The sequence below is a fragment of the Marinilabilia sp. genome, assembly GCF_016278715.1.
Classification (GTDB): Bacteria; Bacteroidota; Bacteroidia; order Bacteroidales; family Marinilabiliaceae; genus Marinilabilia.
In genome coordinates, this window is sequence record NZ_JADQBH010000097.1 from 18,714 (window position 1) to 39,645 (window position 20,932).

A 20,932-nucleotide genomic window follows, 5' to 3' on the forward strand; every position below is an offset into this window, starting at 1 on the left:
ACTGTGTTTTTATGCTTGTAGTATTTGTAATACCCAGTTATCTGACTTACAAACGTACAGGAATAAACCCGTTTCGATTCAACAAAGAAGAGTCGGCCATAAATTATGTGGGAAAAGCCTATAAGATTCTTGCTGCGTGTGCATTTGTTCTAATTGTTATCAATGCATTTTTTCCGTCAGTGATACAGTATCTGACACCGATAGAAGTTCTCGAAACTGAATATTTATGTTGGATAGGGTTCGGATTATTGCACCTGTCTTTCATTGTTATTTTTATTGCACAACGCAATATGGGAAACCAATGGCGCATCGGGATTGATGACCGAAATAAAACAAACCTTGTCACAAAAGGGTTGTTTAGTTGGTCAAGAAACCCGGTTTTTCTTGGGGTGATTTTAGTTTTTCTCGGATTGTTTTTGATTATTCCCAATGTGGCAACTGCAATAATTCTGGTGAGCGGCTATCTGATTATTCAGATTCAGGTTCGTTTGGAGGAAGAATTTTTGTCGACACAACTTGGAAAGGAATACCACCAGTACAAGAAAAATGTTAAGCGATGGTTGTTATGATATTTTTTACTTTCACTGATGTTAAAAATTTGAAGTTATGAAACGAACATGAACTTTTTTTATCAAATGAACAAATAATAAATTTTAAACGTATGAAAAAACTATTGTTAATTACCCTTTTTTTTGCATCAGTTTGCCTTTCCTTTTCGCAGGAAAGCAAAGAAAAACCCTATAAATTGATTATGGGTGCCCGGGTAAATCCATTGGTGATTTACGACTTCGACGGGAACCGTAACGAGGCTGTTCGTTTACATGGTGAAATGGGTCTGATGTGGAACAACCGTTGGTATTATTCAGTTGGTTATACCCCGTTTATGAACAGCATTTATACTTTTAATGAATACTGGTTTCTTGGAATGGATAAGAAAATCCCTATGTCGTTTGTTGCTTCGGCAGAATACATGGCCGACAACAATAAATTCATTCTTCAGGGAGGGCCGAACATGAAACTTCAGGGCGGCAATGTTTTTGTTTTCCTTTTTACACCTACCGATAATGTTAACTGGGGACTCAAAGTTGGCGCGTTTATTCCGTTAAATGTTATTCTAAAGGAGCGAAAATAATGCAGAAATCCACCTATCACATCATTGTTTTGGAGAGGTAGCTGCGGATTACTACATGCGAATTGATTTTAAGTTGTTTACTTTTCAATCTCTCCTGCTTTCCTTAGAGACAATTTAGCCAGTACAGGCCCAATTAATTCATGGATAACGGTAGCCCCCAGGACAATATTAATGAACTCATCCGAGATTAGTGAGAAGGCGGGGTTATACTTTACCATTAGAGCTAGACCAATAACAATTCCTCCCTGGGGGATTAAACCACCGGCAGTGTATTTTTTTACTTCTTTGGGTGCATTTCCTGCTCCGACCAATACACCTGTAAACTTACCTGAAGCTCTTAAAATAACAAAAAGAAGGATCAGCAGAAAGCTATCACCTAAAACAAAAATATCCAGATGCATACCACTTATGGTGAAGAAAAGAATAAAAACAAGCTGTTCAGTATATCGTTCCAGCAATATGAAGATCAATTTTTGTTTTTCATTAAAATTAACCACTATAAAACCCATAAACATAATAGCAAGCAATTCATCTATATCTAAATAAGAGGAAATGCCAAAACATAACGCCAGAAAACCTATTGTAACTACAATCATCATTCCTTCAGAATTTTCAGAAAGATGCTTTGCCACTATATTAAAGATATAACCAGCAATACCCCCAATCAATATTGCTCCAAGTATTTGTTTCACAACTGATAATGTAACTGCACTGATTTCTATGTCTTGTGAGGAAACAAAAGGTGTGGCAATAGCAATTGCGATACTGAATAAAAATAATCCCAGTGCATCATCAAAAGCTGCCACCCCCATGATAGTGGACATGACATTGCCTTTTGCTTTATATTCATGGGCTACGGCAAGAGTGGCTGTAGGATCTGTTGGTGCAGCAAGGGCGCCCAGCATAAGACTCAATGGAATATAAATAGTTACATAGGTGGCGTTGTCGATTTTTATTAAAAAAGGAGATAAAAGAATAAAGCCAATCATTACAAATAAAAAAGCAAAGCTGGATTCGCCTAACGTAATCTTCAGAATTTGCCTGCCTTGATTTTTGATTTTAGAGATTAATAAAGTGCCCCCTACTGAAAAGGTAATTATACTTAATGACAGATTGGTTACAATTTTTGTACTCTCAACAAACGATTCCGAAACAAAAGGAGCTATCGGAGGACTTAATAATATGCCTGCAATAATATAACCTGAGACTTTTGGCAAGTTTAACTTATTAATAAGCTCACCAAAAATGAAACCTGATATAAGGATTATTCCAATTAATGTAATACCACTCATCATTTTTCTGTTTTAAGCAATTGTTTGAATTTCTGTTTATTTCATTTGCCGGTTCTGATCTAGAGATGAAGGATGTGTTGGTTTTGTTAACAGGATTTTTTAATATTATTATTTATAAATTTCTCAAGTTTCGCAATTTGATAAATAGTTGAAAATTAAGAGAAAAGAATAAAAAACAGCATGGGTGACTGTCTAAGTGATTTGATTTTAACACCTTAGCGAAGTTTGCAGACACAAATACCATGCTGGACTATAAAGATATTAATAAGATTTCTAAATTAAAAAACGGCTTTACTCATAGGTAGCCCGAACTTGATTTTGTTTCCAGTTCTTTGAAATGTTTCACCTTTTCGAACCTCTGAAAAATTGTTTCAGAAGGTAAGATAAAAGGATATGGTTTTGAATGGATCATGACCATGCCTTCTCCTGATGCCATTTCTTGATGCTAAAACGTTAAATGGAAAGCATTCCTTTGTACAGATACAAGGCTATCGTTTATACAAAGGTTGGCTTATAGATAATAAAGAAATTGGAAAATATAATTTTGAAAGTATCATAGAGGAAGGAACTGTAAGTTTGGGTTGATTTATTGTGCAATTAGGATTTAGGTTTTAATGGTTTGTTTGGGGATTTCTTTTCTTGGTTGACCGGTTATGAATTTTATCTCAGGTTCATTTTCGAGAATTATTTCTTTAATTCTCTGTTAAACTTTCAGGCATTTTTGATGTTGAAATAAGACAGATTATGGGGCGCTAATTGGTGGAGCCCCGTAATGGACTTTTTCGGATTGCTGTGCCATATTATTGGGAGAGGAGAGAAATAGTCCTATTTTTGAAAACCGGGAAATAGAATCAATCAAATATATTTTACTTATGAAGACCATCTTATTTTCAATAACATTTTTCACTTTTTTTTCCTTCTTATCCTGTAACCAGGCGAAACAGGATTCAGAACAAGCGAATCAGGCAACTACTTTGCAGGTGCCTGAGGAACAAAATAATCCAGAAATCGCGGACTCTGCAACTGTGGTTGAGGATGAAACAGTGAAACAACCGTCACCGGAACAAAGCAACCCCGAAGTTATGCTGAACCCTCCGCATGGAGAACCCCATCACCGTTGCGATATTCCGGTTGGCGCACCGCTAAATTCAACATCGGCAAATGAGGAAAATGATGCTGAGGTGATGCTGAATCCCCCGCATGGTCAACCCAATCACCGCTGCGACATTCCTGTGGGCGCACCGCTTAATTCAGCGCCAACAAATACCACCCGGCAAACAACCAATCGTCAGGTTCAGACTACTGCTCCCGATTTGGCCAATAACCCCACCGCACCGACAATTGAAAATGCCAGGCGATTGAATTCTACACAATCAGCCAGAACAGCTGCTCCGGCTACAGGAGAAAAACCACGTCTTAATCCCGCTCACGGACAACCCTGGCACCGATGCGATATTGCGGTTGGTAGTCCACTGCCTTAATAAATATGAAACGAACCATAGAAAATATTCCTCTTCGCCGCTTGTTTTTGGGCATGTTGATTATTACTTTCCTGATTTTAACAGGCTGTGCATCAGCCCGCAACTCGGGCCGGCATAAGGCTGTTCCCTGTCCTTGTTCTCAGGGCAGGTGACTTTCAATATTTGCTTCCTCCGATTATTTTCAAATTATTAAACGTATAATTACGTTATATCATTTATTTGACGTAAGTTTGCGTCAAATAAATAATTCCATGGTACTCGCAAAAACAAAATTATTTGATTCCGATTTGCAGGAAGCGGCTCTGCTTCACAAAGCACTCGGACATCCGGCCCGGTTGCAGATATTACTGTATCTGGCAGAAACCAAGGTGTGTATTACCGGCGACATTTCGGAAGAATTGCCGCTTAGCCGTACAACAGTAAATCAGCATCTGACTGAGTTGAAAAAAGCCGGTCTTATTCAGGGACATGTGGATGGAAAGCGTACCAATTATTGTCTGAACCCTGCGAGAATTGCGGTGTTGAAGAAGATAAGTGAATCGTTTTTGAAGGAAATTCAGGTTGACAATTTTCAATGTGGATAGTGCCTGTCCAAAAGGCAGCATATAATGCGTTTCTCTTGCCGCTAAAATACTCATTTTCGACTAGTGAAATCTGTTTTTGGCAGCTATGAAGGTCTTGCAATGCCACTTTATGAAGATAAGTTTGGTTAAATTACAATTTCAATAACTTGATTGGCCGTGAGGGGGAGATTGTCACCTTGATGAAAAAACTCAAAATATAGCATTTAACCTCTAAAAACTAATGATTAACAAAATGAAAATTCTTATTTTATGTACCGGCAATAGTTGCCGCAGTCAAATGGCTCATGGGTTTCTACAATCGTTTGATAAGGAGTTATTTGTTTGTTCAGCAGGAACCGAAGCATCAGGAAAACTCAATCCCAATGCTGTGAAAGCCATGAAGGAAATCGGGATTGATATTAGTCACCATACCTCAGACCCTGTGGATAAGTATCTGGGTGATGAATGGGACTATGTCATTACTGTTTGTGGTGGTGCCAATGAGACTTGTCCTGCTTTTGTGGGAAAGGTGAAGCATCGCCTGCACATGGGCTTTGACGACCCCTCACACGCAACAGGAACCGATGATTTTATCTGGAGCGAATTTATCCGTGTTCGTGACGAGATTAAAGACAGTTTCTATAATTTTTATCAGGAAAATTTAAAAGATAATTAATGAACCGGCATGGGACTTTGTATTCTCAAATTTGCAAAAAAAAGGCCCCTCTATCCCCCAAAGTTTTGCAATGTCTCGTCATTGCGAATCCCGACCATTCGGGAAAGCCATCTCAAACGTTTAAACGGTCACCAATGATTTTTAATTAGACAATTACAAACTTTTAAACAAATGAATACTATCCTTAAACCTAAAGACCAAAATGGCGTCATTGCTCTTCTGAAAGAGAATGATTTGCCCTTTGAAGACCTGAACTTTAAGAAGCATAAATTCCGACTCAAAATGGAATCGGATGAGGTCATTGCTGTGTGTGCCATTGAGGAATATGGAAAATATGGCTTGTTGCGTTCCTTTTCGGTCCGGAAAGATTTGCAGGGTAAAGGAATTGGGAAGTCTTTGTATGAAGAGGTATTGTGTAGTTGCAGAAATGAAGGAATCAATGCTTTATTTCTGATGACTACAACAGCAAGTGGTTTTTTTGAAAAACTCGGATGGTCAGAAATTTGGAGGCAAGCTGTTCCGGGAGATGTCCGGCAATCCGAAGAGTTCAAATCATTGTGTCCTCAAAGTGCTGTTTGTATGATGCTAAGTTTGGGAAATAAGGATGCAGATAAAGCTGTTGAAACTTTCAAGTCCGGACTAAATTGCGCTCAGTCTGTTTTATCAGTATTTGCCGGTAGATTTCAGATTCCCGAACAATTGGCATTAAAGATGACTACCAGTTTGGGTGCAGGAATTGGAAATAAAGGGAGTGTTTGTGGAGCAGTACTGGCAGCTTACATGATTTTAGGATTAAAGTATGGCAGAGAAAAGGTTGATGATTTGCAGGCTAAAGAAAATACAAATTTAAAGATACGACAGTTTGACGAACTTTTTTTAAAACACCATAACTCTGTTTATTGTCGTGGCCTGTTGAAGGGAGATGTGAGTATTGATAAGGAGCGGAATGAAATTGTTGAAAAAGGACTGTTTAAAAAAGCATGTCCCGTTTTTGTTTTTACTGCCAGTGAAATTGTACAAAATTTAATTGAACAGCCATGAATACAGAAAATTTAAAACTAATAGTACAGAAAAAATACGGTGAGATTGCAGAGGGGCAAAAACCGTGTTGTGGAACTGATAGTTGCTGCTCTTCGGTCGATTACACTGTTTTTAATGATGATTATTCCGGTCAGAAGGGGTACAATAAGGATGCGGACCTTGGATTGGGATGTGGCCTTCCGACCGAGTTTGCTCAAATTAAAGAGGGTGATCATGTGTTGGACCTGGGAAGCGGAGCCGGCAACGATTGTTTTGTGGCTTGCACCCAAACAGGAAATAAAGGTAGAGTTACAGGTCTGGATTTTACGGAAGCGATGATTCAAAAGGCCAATGATAACTTGAAGAAAACAGGCTTCCAGAATATTGCATTTGTCCTGGGAGATATTGAGAATATGCCGTTTGCCGATGCTGCTTTCGATGTGGTTATCAGCAATTGTGTGTTGAATCTGGTACCTGACAAACAAAAAGCCTTTTCAGAAATATTCAGAGTTTTGAAGCATGGCGGACACTTTTCCATTTCGGATGTGGTGATTGTTGGTAATCTGCCTCAAGGACTGAAACAAGATGCCGAAATGTATGCCGGTTGTGTATCCGGGGCCATCTGCAAAGATGAATATATTGCCATTGTAAAAGAGCAAGGGTTTTCTCGCATCAAAATCCAGAAGGAGAAAGAGATAGTCTTGTCTGATAAAGTGCTGTTGAATCATATTACCCCGGATGAATTGGACAGGTTTAAGCAATCGGGTAGCGGAATTTTCAGTATTACATTGTATGCTGAGAAGTAATTGCTGCGCAATTATATTTTTGCCCACGAATTATTTTATAGACCCAATGTTTGACAATAAACGGTTACGTCGTATAACAAAAGCTGTATTACAGCTTTAAAATTCGAGTAATTCGGAAAATTCGTGGACAACAAAATGGGATGTCCAAAAAGTCATAAATTTGGTGTTTTTTGTCATTCTGAAAGGAGTGAAGAATCTCTTTTTTTAACAACATAAAAGAAAAAGAATCGCGCAATACAAAAGTTGCAGTGACTTTTTAGAGAGCACCTTCATAAATTTTTTAGGAACCTCTTTCTGGGTCTGGGTCAGTATAATGAAATTGAAATTAAACTTGGCGCCTCCGCGTTAAAACTTCTACACAATGAATACACAAAAAAGAAAAATAGGTTTTTTTGAAAAGTATCTTACTATCTGGGTTGCGCTCGGCATTCTGGGCGGAATAGGAATCGGTCATTTTTCGGGTGATTCCATTGAGGTTATCAGTAGTCTGGAGATAGCAAAGGTAAACATTCCCGTTGCCATTCTTATCTGGTTGATGATTTACCCCATGATGCTGCAGGTTGATTTTTCAAGTATTAAGAAAATCAGGAAACGCCCCAAAGGAGTCGTGCTGACACTGGTTGTTAACTGGCTTATCAAACCCTTTACCATGGCCTTTTTTGCCTGGTTGTTTTTCTCGAATCTTTATCAGGCATGGATAGAGCCTGAAATGGCCGGCGAATACATTGCCGGAGCAATTATTCTTGGAGCAGCCCCATGTACGGCCATGGTGTTTGTTTGGTCTTATCTGACCAATGGCGACCCCAATTACACGTTGGTTCAGGTTTCCATCAACGATCTGATTATTTTGATTGCTTTTGTTCCGATAGTTGGCCTTTTGCTGGGTATTACCGATGTTACTATTCCTTATGATACGCTTGTTGCCAGTGTTTTGATTTTTGTGGTGGTGCCATTGGTGGCAGGAGTTATCACTCAAAAAATACTTTTGAAAAGTCATGGCAAAGAGTGGTTCAAAAATATATTTCTGCCCAAATTAAAGCCGGTCAGTATTGTTGCGCTTCTGGTTACCCTGGTATTGCTTTTTGCCTTTCAGGGGCAGAACATATTGAGTAACCCTTTTATCATTTTATTGGTCGCAATACCATTGGTCATTCAGACCTATTTTATCTTTTTTATTACCTGGTTTGCCGGGAGAAAGATGAAGCTTCCCCATCCGGTATGTTCGCCGGCAGCCATGATTGGTGCCAGCAACTTTTTCGAACTTGCGGTTGCAGTGGCTATTTCGTTGTTTGGGCTGCAATCTCCAGCAGCGCTGGTTACAGTGGTTGGTGTGCTGGTTGAGGTGCCGGTGATGTTATCGCTGGTGGCATTGGCCAATAAATGGAAATATTAGTACCACAGAAGGAGCGGATGGTCTGTTCCAATGCAATAAAAATGTTTCCGGACGGCACAATGTTTTTCCCTGAATGGCTTAACTTATTCAATTAGGCCCCATGTATCAGCCCCCCAGGTAAGCATGAGGGCTGTGAAAAAAGCAATCATAGGTGCCACCACCCACATTATAAAAAACCGGTTAACTTCGGTTTTAAGAAAAATATTTTTGAATCCGAGTTTGGCTACTCCTATTCCGATAATAGCCGCAACATTCAGCTGAACCAGAGATGTTGGTATGCCTTTTACAATAGAAGCAGTCAAAAGCAATGATGCGGAGATAAAAGCAATGATTACAGCCTCCACTCTTCCAAAGAGAACAATCTCTTTCCCCGTGTTCTGAAGAATTTTTTTGCCAAAAATTGAGCTTCCAATTCCAAAACTCGGAGCTACAATGAGGGTGGAGAGGAGCAGTACCTGAAGAAAGTAGGTGTCGCTTATGTTTAATTCGTTAACAGCCATCATGGCAATAGGTCCGGCAGCGTTAGCAACGTTGTTCGTGCCAATGGCGAAAGCCACATACATCGACATGGCGATGATACCTCCTTTAAACATGAAATGGTCGTTAAGCTTTTTGGATATGGTATATCCTTTTTTTCTTATAGGTTTATAGATGTATTTGCCTATTAGAAAGGAAAGCATAAATGCAATTATGGGCATTATAAACCAGGTTGGTAAAACATCGTAAAGAAGTTTGTCTGTATTCAGGGAGTTGAAATATACTGCCGGGGCGATTACCGCCAGCACAGTGGCCTGACTTGTGGATTGGGGAATGCCGAATAAATTTGCAATGAGGAGCGCAAAGGCCACTGATATCAGAATGACTGATACAATGGTAAAAGTCATCATCTCCGGTTGCAAAAGACCCTTACCCAATGTATAAGCGGTGTTTTTGCCACCTATGATTGCCCCCAGGAAGACCATGATGCCAAACAGGCCGGGGATGGCTCTTTGTTTTATCAGGTTGGTTCCATAAGCTGCTGAAAATGACGGAGCGGTACCGCTGCCCCCCATGTTAATGGCCAAAAACATTGCGATGACAAATGGTACGAGGAATGGAATCAGCATAATAATACGTTTTGGGATTACAAACAGCAAATGTGAAAGAAAATCTGAAGGAGAAAAACCGCTAAAAGACGTAAATGGAATTACGTCTTTTAGCGTAAGCATTTAAACTTCGAAGATGTTGTTCCTAATGGCATAAACCACCATCTGGGCGGTGTTGGATGATTGCGTTTTGAGCAGAATGTTTTCGCGGTGTTTGTCAATTGTTCTTTTACTAACGTTGAGTGATTCGCTTATTTCATGATTCGATAGTCCCTTGCAGATATTAAAGAGTACCTCTATTTCCCGTTCAGTGAGTTCGCTGTTTTTCGGGGCACTTTGCTTTTTATTTATGTTTTGGATGATTCCGGAAAGAATCTCCGGTGAAAAATAGTTGTTTCCGGCAGCCACCTCTGTGATTGCTTTTTTTACATCATCAAGCTTTGAATTTTTCAAAAGAAATCCGCTGGCGCCGGCATCGATCATCCCGGAATAATAATTTTCATTTCCGAACATAGAAAGGGCAATGACCTTCCAGCCCGGGGAGTCTTTTAAGCATTTCTCTGTGGTTTCTATGCCATTTATGCCCGAGAGTTCAATGTCCATAAGAACAATTCCCGGCTTCTGACCCCGGCTCATTTCCAAAAAGGCTTCTCCACTTTCTGCTTCCTGAATGTCGGAAACAAAATCCCAACCGGTTAATAAAAAACGTAGACCTTCGCGGAACAATTGATGGTCATCAACTATAAATACTGTCATAACGGTATGTTTATTTTCATATAAAACCCATCGTTTTTTTTGCTGTAAACATTTACTTTTCCATCTAGCGATTTCACCCTTGAGCTAATATTGGCCAGTCCGTTGCCTTTGCGTCTGTTCTCTTTAGGGTCAAAGCCGCAACCGTCATCATTATAGTGAAGTTCCAGTTGCCCGAAATGCTCAAAAATATTAATGGAAATCTTGGATGCTTCGGCATGTTTGAGGGTGTTGTTAATGAGTTCTGAAAGAATCCGATACAGAATGACTTCAGTGTTTTTGGCAAGTCCTTTTGGAACGGAGTATTTTTCAAGTTCAAGTTTGGGTTTCTTAGAAATAGCTATGGAGTTGTAAAAAGAAAAAAGTGCTTTTTTTAGTCCGAAAGCTTCCAGCAAGTGGGGGCTCAGGTTGTTGGATATTTCCCTTACTGCAGTTACAGCATGGTCTATGGATATTTCTGTTCGTTCAATAATCATTTTATTTTTATCACTTATCTCTTTTTTGTTGATTGCCGAAAAGGCCATTTTTATGGATGAAAGAATTGGGCCGAGACCGTCGTGAAGCTCCCTGGCAAACAGGGACCGTTCTTTTTCTTCTGTGTCAATGATGGCTGAGAGTACACGGGCTTCGTTTTGTTTTCTCATTTTATCAATGTCTTCCTGTAGGTTGAAAATCCGCCTGATGTAAAAAGAGGCTACGAACATGAGGAGTGAAATGAGAACTGCGGTCCAGCTGTTGAAATAGTCTATCCGGCCGGGGTCTTTAATTCCTGTGAAATTAAGCAGCTCACTTCCGCGCCTGATGGCCATTAGAAAAAATGCGATGGAAATGGTAATCCATGATACATTGAAACGGGTTTTTTTTATCAGGCCTAATGTTTTAAAAAACGCCCCGAATTGGAGGAGTACTGATAAAAAAAGTGCTACCTGAATTATCATAGGAATATATTGAATTTTTGAGTTTCGAAAATTAAGATTTTTTTCGATTGCATTGAACGCAAATACGGTGATTTTCTTCTTTTTACGTCTTTAGACGTATCTCAATATATGTTTTTAAACGGTTTCAGGGGTGGTTTGAAAGAGTGAATTTTGCATTATGAGAACTTTGATGCAAAGACTCGGAGAAGATGTCCGTCTTAAAGAGGGACTTCATGCCTGCATGAGCTGTGGAATTTGTACTGCTGTATGTCCTGCCGCCGAGTACTTCGAATACGATCCGAGAAGCATTGTTGTGACTGTGCAATCCGGTAATGAGGCCAAAATCCGGAAACTCATCGAAAGCGATACCATTTGGATGTGTGGTCAATGTATGTCCTGTAAACCCAGATGTCCGCGAAACAATTGCCCGGGGTTGATAATTAGTGTCTTGCGCAGGGTGTCGCAAGAGACCGGGGCTTTTGTAAAAAGTCGTCTGGGACGTCAGCAATATCTTATTCTAAAAACCATTGGCACTAACATTCTGGAAACAGGATATTGCGTTTTTCCGGCATCAGTTGTACCTGAAACTCACCCCGAACAAGGGGATGTCTGGCGATGGATATATCAAAACAAGGAAGCTGTCTATGAGCGTGTGGGGGCTAATCTTGACAAGGAAGGGCCCGGGGCTATGAGGAAAATTGACCGTGAGAATTTAAATGAGCTGGAACGCATCTTCGCCGAAAGTGGTGGTAATTCTTTTTTCTCTACCATCGTAAAGTTTAGCCGGGCTTATGCCAAAGAATCAGGTTTTACCGATGCGGATGGAGAGCCTGATATGGAAAAATATACAGATTTCTTACTCAATGAGGACAATGATGAAAAATAGTCAGGTGACAGTAACAAAGGAAATTGCAGATGACAACTATTTTTACTTGCGGAGTTGCATCCGTCAGAATTTTTTTCCCGGAGCAGAGAAGGTTTTTCTCGATATTCTGAAAAATAAACTTGGCAAAAACATCATTGACAATGCCAACCACATATCTTGTACTGGCATAGGTTATCATTCTGATATAGTGCCTTATGAGACTTATCAGGCCATGGTTGCCAGGCAATTTGCCCTTATGACTGAGCAGGGATTGAAAAATGCAGCTGTTTCTTGTATTACGTCCTATGGAGGCTATAATGAAGTGATGAAAACCTGGAAAGAATTTCCGGAAGAGGAGGCCAAAGCCCGAAAAAACCTAAAGAATGCCACCGGACGGCGCTTTGAAATTCCGGAAAACATTTCTCATTCGTGTGATATTATTTACAAGTTCAGACATGATATTGCTGAGCTTGCCCAATACAAATTAATCAATAAACAGACTGGTAAACCGCTCCGAATTGTTGATCATATCGGGTGTCATTATGCAAAGATATTTCCTGAAAAGGGGATTGGAGGGGCTGAACAAAATACTGTTTTGTCGGCCATTGTGGAAGCCTGGGGCGGACAGTCAGTAGATTATCCGGAGCGTCGTCACTGTTGCGGTTTTGGATTCAGGCATTATCTGGTGAAAAACAACAGAAGTTACTCCATCTCTAATTCGAAAAAAAAATTTGAAAGTATGGAGCCTTATTGCCCGGATATGATAATTACCAATTGTCCCGGATGCAATATGTTTCTGGATAAGTGGCAGTATGCCCTGGCCAAAATTGAGGGTAAAACATACAGTGGTGATAAAAACGGAATACCTGTTTTGTCTTATGAGGAACTGGCCGGCCTGGTGCTTGGGTACAATCCCTGGGACATCGGTTTGCAAATGCATCAGGTGGATGTTGAACCATTGCTTAAAAAAATGAGGTTTGATTACAATCCCGATGAAAAATATCTTGATGCCGGAGGTAAGTTTATGGGACAACCTGAGTTTACCGGATGTTTGCCTTAATAGTCAGTGGGTGCCCATAAAGTTTCGTTTGCTGCATTCCGCTTAGTTTATTGACATACATTAATTAATGTTGACTTGTTTTTTTGGTAGCAAAGTATTGTTAATTAATGGTTAGTGTTTCGAAAGTTTTAAATTTCAAGGCTCTGTGATTATCTAACATCTAAAATCTAACCTCTATTGTAATGACGGAAAAAAGAAATATTGCCATTATTGGCGCTGGCATCGCCGGACAGGAAGCTGCATCTGTACTTGCGGGACTTGGCTATAAGGTGACTCTTCTGGAAAAGCAGGAAAGGATGGGGGGGATGCTCAACAAATGGAGTAAACTTTTTCCTGATTTTTCATCGTCACAACAGATTTTGGATACTGTTCAGGTTTCGGCAAACAAAAACCTTAGTGTGATTTGTAATGCTGATATTTCTTCCATAACAAAAGAAAACGGACGGTTTGAGTTATCCGACAATTCCAGTCTGAAAGTCTATGCAGATCTAGTGCTGCTGGCTACCGGTTATAATCTGTTTGATGCAACCCTGAAAGAAGAATACGGATACGGGGTTTTTGAAAATGTAATAACATCAGTCGATTTTGAAAAAGTGCATAAATCGGGCAAGAAGCTGACAACTCTCCTCGGAAAAGAGCCCCGACGGGTGGCAATAATTCATTGTGTGGGCTCAAGAGATGCTAAATCTGGCAATACCTATTGCTCAAAAGTATGTTGCATCACAGGTGTTAAGCAGGCCATTGAAGTTACCAGGATGTGGCCCGATTGTGAAGTATTCAATTTTTATATGGATTTGCGTTTGTACGGTTCAAAATATGACTCACTTTATCTGGAAGCTCAAAAACATCATAAGGTGCAGTTTATTCGGGGACGCTTGTCGGAAATCTCTGAAAGACAGGATAAAGGTTTGCAGCTAAAAGCCGAAGATACGCTTCAGGGAAGACCACTGAGGATGAATGCCGATATAGTAATATTGCTGGTAGGTATGGAGGCCTGTGAACAAAATGCTGACTTGTGCCGGAATAATACTTTGGACCTTGATGAGAATCGGTTTTTCAAATCTAAGAATATTCATTACGCCCGGAATATCAGTACGCAGCCCGGTATTTTTATGGCCGGAAGTTGCATCTGTCCCATGTCGGTGAATGAAACCCTCGAAAGTTCCAGGTCGGCAGCATTTTTAGTCGATAAATCATTTAGAAGCGTTCAGGTTGAGGAATAGTTCGTTAAACTTTGGTAATAGCCTGAGATATAATTGCTTAAAGCTTGTGAGTTGTTTGTGGTAATAAGCAGAATGTCAGCGGCATACGATTTAGCTTAAATTTTATATCTAAAAATCTATCGGTCTATTATGAGTCAATTTGATTTTTTAAAGCCAAAATCACGACAAATTGAATTCGAACAATTCGATGATCGGATTTTGACTTTTGTGCTCGAAAGAGAACGGTCTTTTCTGACATGTATTTCTTGTGGTGGTTGTACTGCCACTTGCAGTGCCGGTAACCTGACGAGTTTTAATATACGGAAAATAGGCCTCTCGCTCCGGCGTGGCAGTATAAACGACCTATCGGACGAAATTCAGAAATGTATGTTTTGCGGAAAGTGCACGCTTGTTTGTCCGCGCGATATCAATATCCGCAATGTTGTGCTGTTGATTAAAAAACGAATTGCTCAACTTGAATCAGAAAAAACATTATAGAACCAATGGAAAATATTATCAGCATACCGTTTCTTGTTGGGATGGCTTACCTTTTCATTGTGTTGATTTTCAGATGTATTAAATGGATTGCCGGTCTTTCTAAATTTGATAAGATTCGCCTTCTTAAGTCGATTACAGGCAGGCGCTTGTTTCAGTCGATAAAAGAGACTTTTATGGAAGCTTTGCTCCATAGAAAGATATTTCGCAAAAATCCGGTTTTGGGCTATATGCACATGAGTCTGGCCTTTGGTTGGTTTCTCCTTATTGTGGTGGGGCATTTGGAAACCATGATGGCAGAGCATTCTATGTTTGTTCCCTTTCATAAGGCTGTGTTTTTTAGGTATTACGAAAGTTCTGGTGATTTTTACCTTTCAGGTTTTTTTGCTTTTTTTATGGATTTGCTGTTGCTTTTTGTGTTGTCGGGGTTAATGTTTGCAATAGTTAAGCGCTTCAGAAAAAAATTGTTTGGACTTAGGCGAACCACTCGTCTTAAATCGGGGGATAAGATTGCATTGACGTCCCTGTGGTTGATATTTCCCTTGCGTCTTTTGGCAGAGAGCACATCAGCCGCTGTTTATCACAATGGTGGATTTTTGACCTCAGGGGTGGGGTTTGTGATTGACTTTATCGGAAATCCTGCAATTCTGTATTACCCATTATGGGTGGCCTATTCTCTATCGCTTGGCTTCTTTTTTGCAGCCCTGCCCAACAGCCGTTATATGCACATCCCCACCGAAGTAGTGTTCATTTTTATGCGTAATGCCGGCATCCGATTGAAGAAGCAAAACGATTCTTATACTGATGTGCAGGTGTTTTCCTGTTCGCGGTGTGGTATTTGTCTGGACAAATGTCAACTTTCAGTGGCCGGTATTGATGATTCGCAGTCGGTTTATTTGTTAAAAAACATCCGGAATAAAAACCTGAGCGACGAGAAACTATTTAACTGCCAGATGTGTGGGAGATGTCAAATAGATTGCCCGGTGGGAATTGAAACGATTGAATTGAGAACCGTTCAGCGCATTGAATCTACTCGTGATTACAATTCCTCGTACGATTATCTGATTCAGGAAATCGCCACGAAGGCTGATGTGGTGTATTTTGCGGGTTGTATGACTCACCTCACACCCCGGGTTATTTCCTCCATGAAAAAGATATTCGCCACAGTAGGAGAAGGTGTCTGGTTTATGGATGAAGTAAAAGCGCCTTGTTGCGGACGACCCCTCATGCTCGCCGGACAATATGAAGCTGCCAGGAAGTTAATAGAAAACAACAGCAGGATGATTCTGGACTCAGGTGCTCATACTTTGGTGGTTTCATGCCCTATTTGTTATAAAGTATTTAAGGAGGATTATAAGTTGCCGGATGTGGAAGTTGTTTTTCATGCGCAATACATTGACGCATTGATTGCTTCCGGGAGACTGATGGTCGATGCTATTGGTTTAAGGATGGTTTATCACGACCCTTGCGAGTTGGGCCGCGGAATGGGAATGTACGAAGCACCGCGGCGACTGTTGGGGCGAATGGGTGAAGTAGTGCACATGAAAGATGAAAAGGAGTATGCTTACTGTTGCGGGGGTAGTTTGGGAAATATTAAAATCACCGAAGACGAGAGAAAATTATTGCGCAATCAGGCGCTGGTAGCCTATGAAAGTTATTCACCTGATGTGCTTGTTACCGCTTGCCCCAAGTGTAAAAAGACTTTTGCCGCGGGACGAAAAATGAAGGTGTTGGATGTTGTTGAAGTGGTTGCCGGTGCTATCCTTGCGGAGAAACCCCAAAAAGTGGAAAATCCTTTGGCAGAACAAGATGTTGATGCTCTTGCATTTGCTCCTGATATGACTTGTAATTTATAAAATGCCATTTGCCTTGTTTTTATTACTTTTGTGTTTTCCTTTAACTGCAATTACAATGATAAAAGCAATGCTCATTGCCGGCCTTGGTGGCTTTATTGGTACTGTTTTCCGTTTCCTGACTTCACGATATGTTCAGATTTCTTTTGCTTCCACTTTTCCGTGGGGCACTTTCCTGGTCAATATTATTGGAAGTTTGCTGATTGGGGTATTCTTTGGCTTTTCGGAAAGAGGGCAAATGATGTCGCCCGAATGGCGTCTTTTTCTGACCGTTGGACTTTGTGGTGGTTTTACTACTTTCTCTTCATTTTCAAATGATGCATTGTTACTTCTGGAAAACCGGGAGTTGTTCCGGTTTGCAGCTTATTCCGGTCTCAGTTTTTTTCTTGGTATTCTATCCGTGTTTTTAGGTCGTGCAATCATAAAAATTGTCTGAAATGGAAAAAAACAGAAAAGTATCTGTCCTTCGGATTTACATCAGTTCAACTGATAAAGAGGGGCATCAGCCGTTATACGAATCCATCGTTTTCAAGGCCCGGGAAGCCGGCTTGGCAGGGGCAACCGTTACCAAAGGAGTTTTGGGGTTTGGCACCAGTTCAGTAATTAATTCTTATAAGTTTTGGGAGGTTATGGAGAAAGTGCCTGTGGTTGTGGAGATTATCGATGAGTATAAGCGGATAGAGGGTTTTTATGCATCAATCTCATCAATGCTTGAAGATATGCCATACGGTTGCCTGGTGACATGTGATACAACCAACTTATTGCTTAAAAAGTCAGGCAAAGCCTCGAAGGGATAATAGGAGCCAGAAACCTCCTGGATTTTGAAATATTTATTTACACAACTGGCAGGAAAAAAAAAATTTTAAAGATAGATTGCTTCGTTTCACACTCACATCCCAATTCACAAATGTGAGGGCCATTGCCAATCCCGACCATTCGGGAAAGCAATCACTTATTTTTTTAGTGTTGCAATAATTCACTAACACTGGACTAATTCCGGTTCAAAAATCTCCAGCGTCCGGATTCTGACCAAATTACCTCTTCTTGAAACTGTATGTTTTTTACTTTTTATTTGTTTGACTTGAACTTTTTGATTTGATAGAAATTGTTGAAATAGAGTTGTTTAAAGTGTTTTTAGGTCGATTGATGACAACTCATTTTCTTCAGATTAACTACTTTTTTGGGTAGCGGCAGCTATCTTGACATTTTTCCTTTTAACTTGCCACCACACAAACAAAAACCAATATGAAAACAATTAAGCTAGTACTACTGCTGACATTGTTTGCCTTTGCTGCAAACGGTCAGGAAATGAAAGGTGTCTATCTTGACGACACAAAGCCTGTTGAAGAGCGTGTTGAAGATGCGATTTCGCAAATGACGCTGGATGATAAAATTGCCATTATTCATGCGCAGTCCAAATTTAGCTCTCCTGGAGTGCCGCGCTTGGGTATTCCGGAACTTTGGATGACAGACGGACCTCATGGCATTCGTACGGAGGTGCTTTGGGACGAATGGGAACAAGCCGGATGGACCAATGACTCTGTTATTGCTTTTCCGGCACTTACCTGCCTGGCATCTACCTGGAATGAAGATTTGTCTCTGCTTTACGGGCAATCCATCGGAGAAGAAGCCCGTTTCAGAGAGAAAGATGTTTTGCTGGGCCCCGGCGTCAACATTTATCGGTCTCCTTTGAACGGCCGCAACTTTGAGTATATGGGCGAAGACCCGTATCTGGCCTCAACAATGGTGGTGCCTTACATCAAAGGAGTACAGGAAAACGGAGTGGCTGCCTGTGTGAAACATTACGCCCTGAATAATCAGGAAACCGATCGCCATACCATTAATGTAAATGTGGATGACCGCGCTTTGTACGAAATTTACCTTCCCGCTTTTAAGGCTGCTGTTCAGGAAGGTAATGCATGGGCTATTATGGGCTCCTACAACCGCTACCAAAATCAACAGGGGTGTCATAACGAACGCCTTCTGGTTGAAATTCTGCGGAATGAATGGGGATTTGATGGTGCAGTAGTGTCCGATTGGGGCGGTGTTCATAATACAATGGAAGCCATCAAAAACGGTCTCGACCTGGAATTTGGTACCTGGACTGACGGACTGACCATGGGAGCTACCAATACATACGATAGTTATCACCTGGCCAATCCTTATCGAAAATTAATCAAAAGCGGGGAGGTGGGTACTGAGGAACTTGACCAGAAAGTGCGTAATGTTTTGCGGCTTAATTTTCGAACTGCAATGAATCGCAATAAGCCCTGGGGTTCGTTGGGGAGTCCTGAGCACTCTCGTGCTGCACGCAAAATTGCTGAAGAAGGCATTGTGTTGCTGAAAAACGAGAACGATGTTCTTCCTATCGATATAGATAAGGCTGAAAAGATTGCAGTTATTGGCGAAAATGCCATTAAAATGATGACTGTTGGCGGTGGTAGTTCATCGCTTAAAGCATTATATGAAATCTCACCACTCGATGGACTTAGGGAAAGAGTGGGAACTCAGGCTGAGGTAGTTTATGCCCGTGGATATGTTGGAGACGCCACCGGAAGCTATAACGGGGTGGTTACGGGTCAGGATTTGACTGAAGTTCGGTCGGCAGATGAGTTGATGAAAGAGGCCTTAGAGGTTGCTGAAGATGCAGATTATGTGATATTTGTTGGGGGCCTGAATAAAAGTCAGCACCAGGATAGTGAAGGGGCTGACCGGTTGAGCATGGATCTGCCTTACAATCAGGATAAACTCATCCGCAAACTCGCCGGAATTAATACAAACCTTGTGGTGGTGAATATTTCCGGAAATGCAGTAGCTATGCCCTGGGTGGATGAAGTCCCGGCCATTGTCCAAGGATGGTACCTGGGCTCCGAAACCGGAACAGCATTGGCTTCAGTGTTGGTTGGTGATGCCAATCCTTCTGGAAAACTGCCTTTTTCTTTTCCAGTGAAACTAAACGATAACTCGGCCCATTCAGTTGGCGGATTTCCAGGAGAGGACGGTCAGGTGCATTACACAGAGGGAATCTTTGTGGGTTACAGATGGCACGAAAGAGAAAACATAGAGCCTCTCTTTAGTTTTGGTCATGGTCTCAGCTATACCACTTTTAAGTATGGAAAAGTGACGGCCAACAAAACGGAGTTGAATCCTGATGGTAAAATTACATTTTCTGTAGAGGTGAAAAACACCGGAAAACGTGAAGGTTCTGAAATCGTGCAGTTATATATTCATGATATGCAGGCATCTGTTGCCAGGCCGGTTAAAGAGCTGAAAGGTTTTAAAAAGGTATCGCTGCAACCAGGAGAAACAAAAACTGTTACTTTCACCATCGATAAAACGGCACTGAGCTTTTTCGATGCAGAGAAACATGTATGGGTAGCAGAACCAGGCGATTTTGAGGCTGTTATTGGTGCTTCTTCTGCTGATGTGAAAAGCAAAATAAGGTTTTCTTTAAAATAGATTTGTTATGTCAATAGTTGGTTGTTTTTAGCATTTATGGGTCAGCCCTTTAACACTGAATGTTTGTCCGTGTTAAAGGTCCGGAGTTTAATTTTATCAGACTTATCTAACTGTTGGCTGCTGAAAATCTAACGATCTATTGTGTATATTTACGCGCACAAAACTAAATAACTAATAAAACCATGAAACGAATTTTTATTTTATTATTTGCTGTTATGATTTTGCAGGCATGCACTACTTCTGCTCAAAAGAGTGTGGAGCCTGCGATTGCTGAAAATGCAGAGATTGAGAAGAAAGTAGAGGCTTTGCTAAGCGAAATGACCCTCGAAGAAAAAATTGGTCAAATGACCCAATTGACCATTGATGTGTTGGGCGTTCCCGGCTCAGCTTATCAGGGAGATTTTCAGGTTAGCGAGGCCATGTTGGATACCGTGATTGGAATTTACAAGGTCGGGTCTATTCTTAATACTCCCGGAACCACCGCTCAAACCCGGGAAAAGTGGCATGAGATTATCAGTAAAATTCAGGAAAAATCAATTGAAGTGATGGGGATTCCTACCCTCTACGGGCTGGACCAAATTCATGGATCTACTTATATTCTGGATGGAACAATGTTTCCACAGACCTTGAATATGGGAGCTACTTTTAATCGCTCTTTGGTTCGCAGAGGTGGAGAAATAACAGCTTACGAAACTAAAGCCGGTAGTGTGCCCTGGACTTTTGCGCCAACAGTTGACCTGGGACGCGATGCCCGCTGGCCACGTATGTGGGAGAATTTTGGTGAAGATGCCTATGTTAATGCCGAAATGGCTCACGAGGCCGTTATTGGTCATCAGGGTGAAAACCCTAATGAAATCGGTAAGGAGCATATTGCTGTTTG

General features: G+C 40.9%; 21 protein-coding genes. 17 read left to right on the forward strand and 4 right to left on the reverse strand.

Going from position 1 to position 20,932, the window contains the following annotated elements:
* The first annotated feature begins 11 nt into the window (after positions 1-11).
* Complete coding sequence (locus QZZ43_RS06010; protein WP_291857049.1) at positions 12-569, forward strand: isoprenylcysteine carboxylmethyltransferase family protein; 558 nt, start codon at positions 12-14, stop codon at positions 567-569.
* A 92-nt stretch (positions 570-661) separates the two neighbouring features.
* On the forward strand, positions 662-1,132 hold the full coding sequence (locus QZZ43_RS06015; RefSeq protein ID WP_291857050.1) for a hypothetical protein: 471 nt from the start codon (positions 662-664) through the stop codon (positions 1,130-1,132).
* A 77-nt stretch (positions 1,133-1,209) separates the two neighbouring features.
* Here QZZ43_RS06015 and QZZ43_RS06020 read toward each other — a convergent pair whose 3' ends face one another.
* The gene (locus tag QZZ43_RS06020; protein ID WP_291857051.1) at positions 1,210-2,424 is read right to left on the reverse strand and encodes a cation:proton antiporter; all 1,215 of its coding nucleotides are present in this window, start codon (positions 2,422-2,424) and stop codon (positions 1,210-1,212) included.
* 872 nt (positions 2,425-3,296) lie between these two features.
* On the opposite strand from QZZ43_RS06020, the gene QZZ43_RS06025 reads away from it, so the two are divergent.
* From QZZ43_RS06025 to arsB, 6 genes are all read left to right on the forward strand, one after another.
* The gene (locus QZZ43_RS06025) at positions 3,297-3,905 is read left to right on the forward strand and encodes a hypothetical protein (RefSeq protein WP_291857052.1); all 609 of its coding nucleotides are present in this window, start codon (positions 3,297-3,299) and stop codon (positions 3,903-3,905) included.
* A gap of 251 nt (positions 3,906-4,156) precedes the next feature.
* Entirely contained in the window at positions 4,157-4,489 is a 333-nt protein-coding gene (locus QZZ43_RS06030; RefSeq protein WP_291857053.1) for a helix-turn-helix transcriptional regulator, read from the forward strand.
* Between the two features lie 223 nt (positions 4,490-4,712).
* Complete coding sequence (locus tag QZZ43_RS06035; RefSeq protein ID WP_367221308.1) at positions 4,713-5,144, forward strand: arsenate reductase ArsC; 432 nt, start codon at positions 4,713-4,715, stop codon at positions 5,142-5,144.
* A gap of 171 nt (positions 5,145-5,315) precedes the next feature.
* The gene (gene arsN2 / locus QZZ43_RS06040) at positions 5,316-6,185 is read left to right on the forward strand and encodes an arsenic resistance N-acetyltransferase ArsN2 (RefSeq protein WP_291857057.1); all 870 of its coding nucleotides are present in this window, start codon (positions 5,316-5,318) and stop codon (positions 6,183-6,185) included.
* The gene (gene arsM, locus QZZ43_RS06045) at positions 6,182-6,970 is read left to right on the forward strand and encodes an arsenite methyltransferase (protein ID WP_291857059.1); all 789 of its coding nucleotides are present in this window, start codon (positions 6,182-6,184) and stop codon (positions 6,968-6,970) included. Before arsN2 ends, arsM begins: the two co-directional genes overlap by 4 nt.
* Positions 6,971-7,331: 361 nt before the next feature.
* Complete coding sequence (gene arsB, locus QZZ43_RS06050; protein WP_291857061.1) at positions 7,332-8,363, forward strand: ACR3 family arsenite efflux transporter; 1,032 nt, start codon at positions 7,332-7,334, stop codon at positions 8,361-8,363.
* Between the two features lie 83 nt (positions 8,364-8,446).
* Here arsB and QZZ43_RS06055 read toward each other — a convergent pair whose 3' ends face one another.
* The 3 genes from QZZ43_RS06055 to QZZ43_RS06065 form a co-directional block, all read right to left on the reverse strand.
* A complete protein-coding gene (locus QZZ43_RS06055) occupies positions 8,447-9,469 on the reverse strand; it encodes an inorganic phosphate transporter (protein ID WP_291857062.1) in 1,023 nt (340 codons plus the stop codon).
* A 102-nt stretch (positions 9,470-9,571) separates the two neighbouring features.
* Positions 9,572-10,204: a response regulator transcription factor gene (locus QZZ43_RS06060; RefSeq protein WP_291857063.1), complete on the reverse strand. Its 633-nt coding sequence runs from the start codon at positions 10,202-10,204 to the stop codon at positions 9,572-9,574.
* Positions 10,201-11,139 carry an ATP-binding protein gene (locus QZZ43_RS06065; protein ID WP_291857064.1) on the reverse strand — a complete coding sequence of 313 codons (939 nt, stop codon included), beginning with the start codon at positions 11,137-11,139 and terminating at the stop codon, positions 10,201-10,203. The genes QZZ43_RS06060 and QZZ43_RS06065 overlap by 4 nt, the downstream gene beginning before the upstream one ends.
* Positions 11,140-11,296: 157 nt before the next feature.
* Here QZZ43_RS06065 and QZZ43_RS06070 point away from each other — a divergent pair, with 157 nt between their 5' ends.
* The 9 genes from QZZ43_RS06070 to QZZ43_RS06110 form a co-directional block, all read left to right on the forward strand.
* The gene (locus QZZ43_RS06070; RefSeq protein ID WP_291857066.1) at positions 11,297-12,004 is read left to right on the forward strand and encodes a 4Fe-4S dicluster domain-containing protein; all 708 of its coding nucleotides are present in this window, start codon (positions 11,297-11,299) and stop codon (positions 12,002-12,004) included.
* A gap of 4 nt (positions 12,005-12,008) precedes the next feature.
* Positions 12,009-13,043, forward strand: coding sequence for a heterodisulfide reductase-related iron-sulfur binding cluster (locus QZZ43_RS06075; RefSeq protein ID WP_291857067.1), 1,035 nt, complete (start codon positions 12,009-12,011; stop codon positions 13,041-13,043).
* A gap of 182 nt (positions 13,044-13,225) precedes the next feature.
* Positions 13,226-14,266 carry an FAD-dependent oxidoreductase gene (locus tag QZZ43_RS06080; RefSeq protein ID WP_291857069.1) on the forward strand — a complete coding sequence of 347 codons (1,041 nt, stop codon included), beginning with the start codon at positions 13,226-13,228 and terminating at the stop codon, positions 14,264-14,266.
* Between the two features lie 129 nt (positions 14,267-14,395).
* Entirely contained in the window at positions 14,396-14,743 is a 348-nt protein-coding gene (locus QZZ43_RS06085) for a 4Fe-4S dicluster domain-containing protein (protein WP_291857071.1), read from the forward strand.
* A 5-nt stretch (positions 14,744-14,748) separates the two neighbouring features.
* The gene (locus tag QZZ43_RS06090; RefSeq protein ID WP_291857073.1) at positions 14,749-16,596 is read left to right on the forward strand and encodes a (Fe-S)-binding protein; all 1,848 of its coding nucleotides are present in this window, start codon (positions 14,749-14,751) and stop codon (positions 16,594-16,596) included.
* A 55-nt stretch (positions 16,597-16,651) separates the two neighbouring features.
* Positions 16,652-17,029, forward strand: a complete 378-nt coding sequence (gene crcB, locus QZZ43_RS06095) for a fluoride efflux transporter CrcB (RefSeq protein ID WP_291857075.1) — start codon at positions 16,652-16,654, stop codon at positions 17,027-17,029.
* Position 17,030: 1 nt separating this feature from the next.
* Positions 17,031-17,390: a DUF190 domain-containing protein gene (locus tag QZZ43_RS06100; protein WP_291857076.1), complete on the forward strand. Its 360-nt coding sequence runs from the start codon at positions 17,031-17,033 to the stop codon at positions 17,388-17,390.
* 448 nt (positions 17,391-17,838) lie between these two features.
* Positions 17,839-20,052: a glycoside hydrolase family 3 C-terminal domain-containing protein gene (locus tag QZZ43_RS06105; RefSeq protein ID WP_291857079.1), complete on the forward strand. Its 2,214-nt coding sequence runs from the start codon at positions 17,839-17,841 to the stop codon at positions 20,050-20,052.
* A 182-nt stretch (positions 20,053-20,234) separates the two neighbouring features.
* Positions 20,235-20,932, forward strand: a 698-nt coding sequence (locus QZZ43_RS06110; protein WP_291857081.1) for a glycoside hydrolase family 3 N-terminal domain-containing protein, incomplete at its 3' end; no start/stop codon positions are given.

What these genes read in the sequence shown, in the direction of transcription:
- QZZ43_RS06010 (WP_291857049.1), top strand. Translation starts at nt 12, where the DNA reads ATGCTTGTAGTATTTGTAATACCCAGTTATCTGACTTACAAACGTACA.
- QZZ43_RS06015 (WP_291857050.1), top strand. Translation starts at nt 662, where the DNA reads ATGAAAAAACTATTGTTAATTACCCTTTTTTTTGCATCAGTTTGCCTT.
- QZZ43_RS06020 (WP_291857051.1), bottom strand. Translation starts at nt 2,424, where the DNA reads ATGAGTGGTATTACATTAATTGGAATAATCCTTATATCAGGTTTCATT.
- QZZ43_RS06025 (WP_291857052.1), top strand. Translation starts at nt 3,297, where the DNA reads ATGAAGACCATCTTATTTTCAATAACATTTTTCACTTTTTTTTCCTTC.
- QZZ43_RS06030 (WP_291857053.1), top strand. Translation starts at nt 4,157, where the DNA reads ATGGTACTCGCAAAAACAAAATTATTTGATTCCGATTTGCAGGAAGCG.
- arsN2 (WP_291857057.1), top strand. Translation starts at nt 5,316, where the DNA reads ATGAATACTATCCTTAAACCTAAAGACCAAAATGGCGTCATTGCTCTT.
- arsM (WP_291857059.1), top strand. Translation starts at nt 6,182, where the DNA reads ATGAATACAGAAAATTTAAAACTAATAGTACAGAAAAAATACGGTGAG.
- arsB (WP_291857061.1), top strand. Translation starts at nt 7,332, where the DNA reads ATGAATACACAAAAAAGAAAAATAGGTTTTTTTGAAAAGTATCTTACT.
- QZZ43_RS06055 (WP_291857062.1), bottom strand. Translation starts at nt 9,469, where the DNA reads ATGCTGATTCCATTCCTCGTACCATTTGTCATCGCAATGTTTTTGGCC.
- QZZ43_RS06060 (WP_291857063.1), bottom strand. Translation starts at nt 10,204, where the DNA reads ATGACAGTATTTATAGTTGATGACCATCAATTGTTCCGCGAAGGTCTA.
- QZZ43_RS06065 (WP_291857064.1), bottom strand. Translation starts at nt 11,139, where the DNA reads ATGATAATTCAGGTAGCACTTTTTTTATCAGTACTCCTCCAATTCGGG.
- QZZ43_RS06070 (WP_291857066.1), top strand. Translation starts at nt 11,297, where the DNA reads ATGAGAACTTTGATGCAAAGACTCGGAGAAGATGTCCGTCTTAAAGAG.
- QZZ43_RS06080 (WP_291857069.1), top strand. Translation starts at nt 13,226, where the DNA reads ATGACGGAAAAAAGAAATATTGCCATTATTGGCGCTGGCATCGCCGGA.
- QZZ43_RS06085 (WP_291857071.1), top strand. Translation starts at nt 14,396, where the DNA reads ATGAGTCAATTTGATTTTTTAAAGCCAAAATCACGACAAATTGAATTC.
- QZZ43_RS06090 (WP_291857073.1), top strand. Translation starts at nt 14,749, where the DNA reads ATGGAAAATATTATCAGCATACCGTTTCTTGTTGGGATGGCTTACCTT.
- crcB (WP_291857075.1), top strand. Translation starts at nt 16,652, where the DNA reads ATGATAAAAGCAATGCTCATTGCCGGCCTTGGTGGCTTTATTGGTACT.
- QZZ43_RS06100 (WP_291857076.1), top strand. Translation starts at nt 17,031, where the DNA reads ATGGAAAAAAACAGAAAAGTATCTGTCCTTCGGATTTACATCAGTTCA.
- QZZ43_RS06105 (WP_291857079.1), top strand. Translation starts at nt 17,839, where the DNA reads ATGAAAACAATTAAGCTAGTACTACTGCTGACATTGTTTGCCTTTGCT.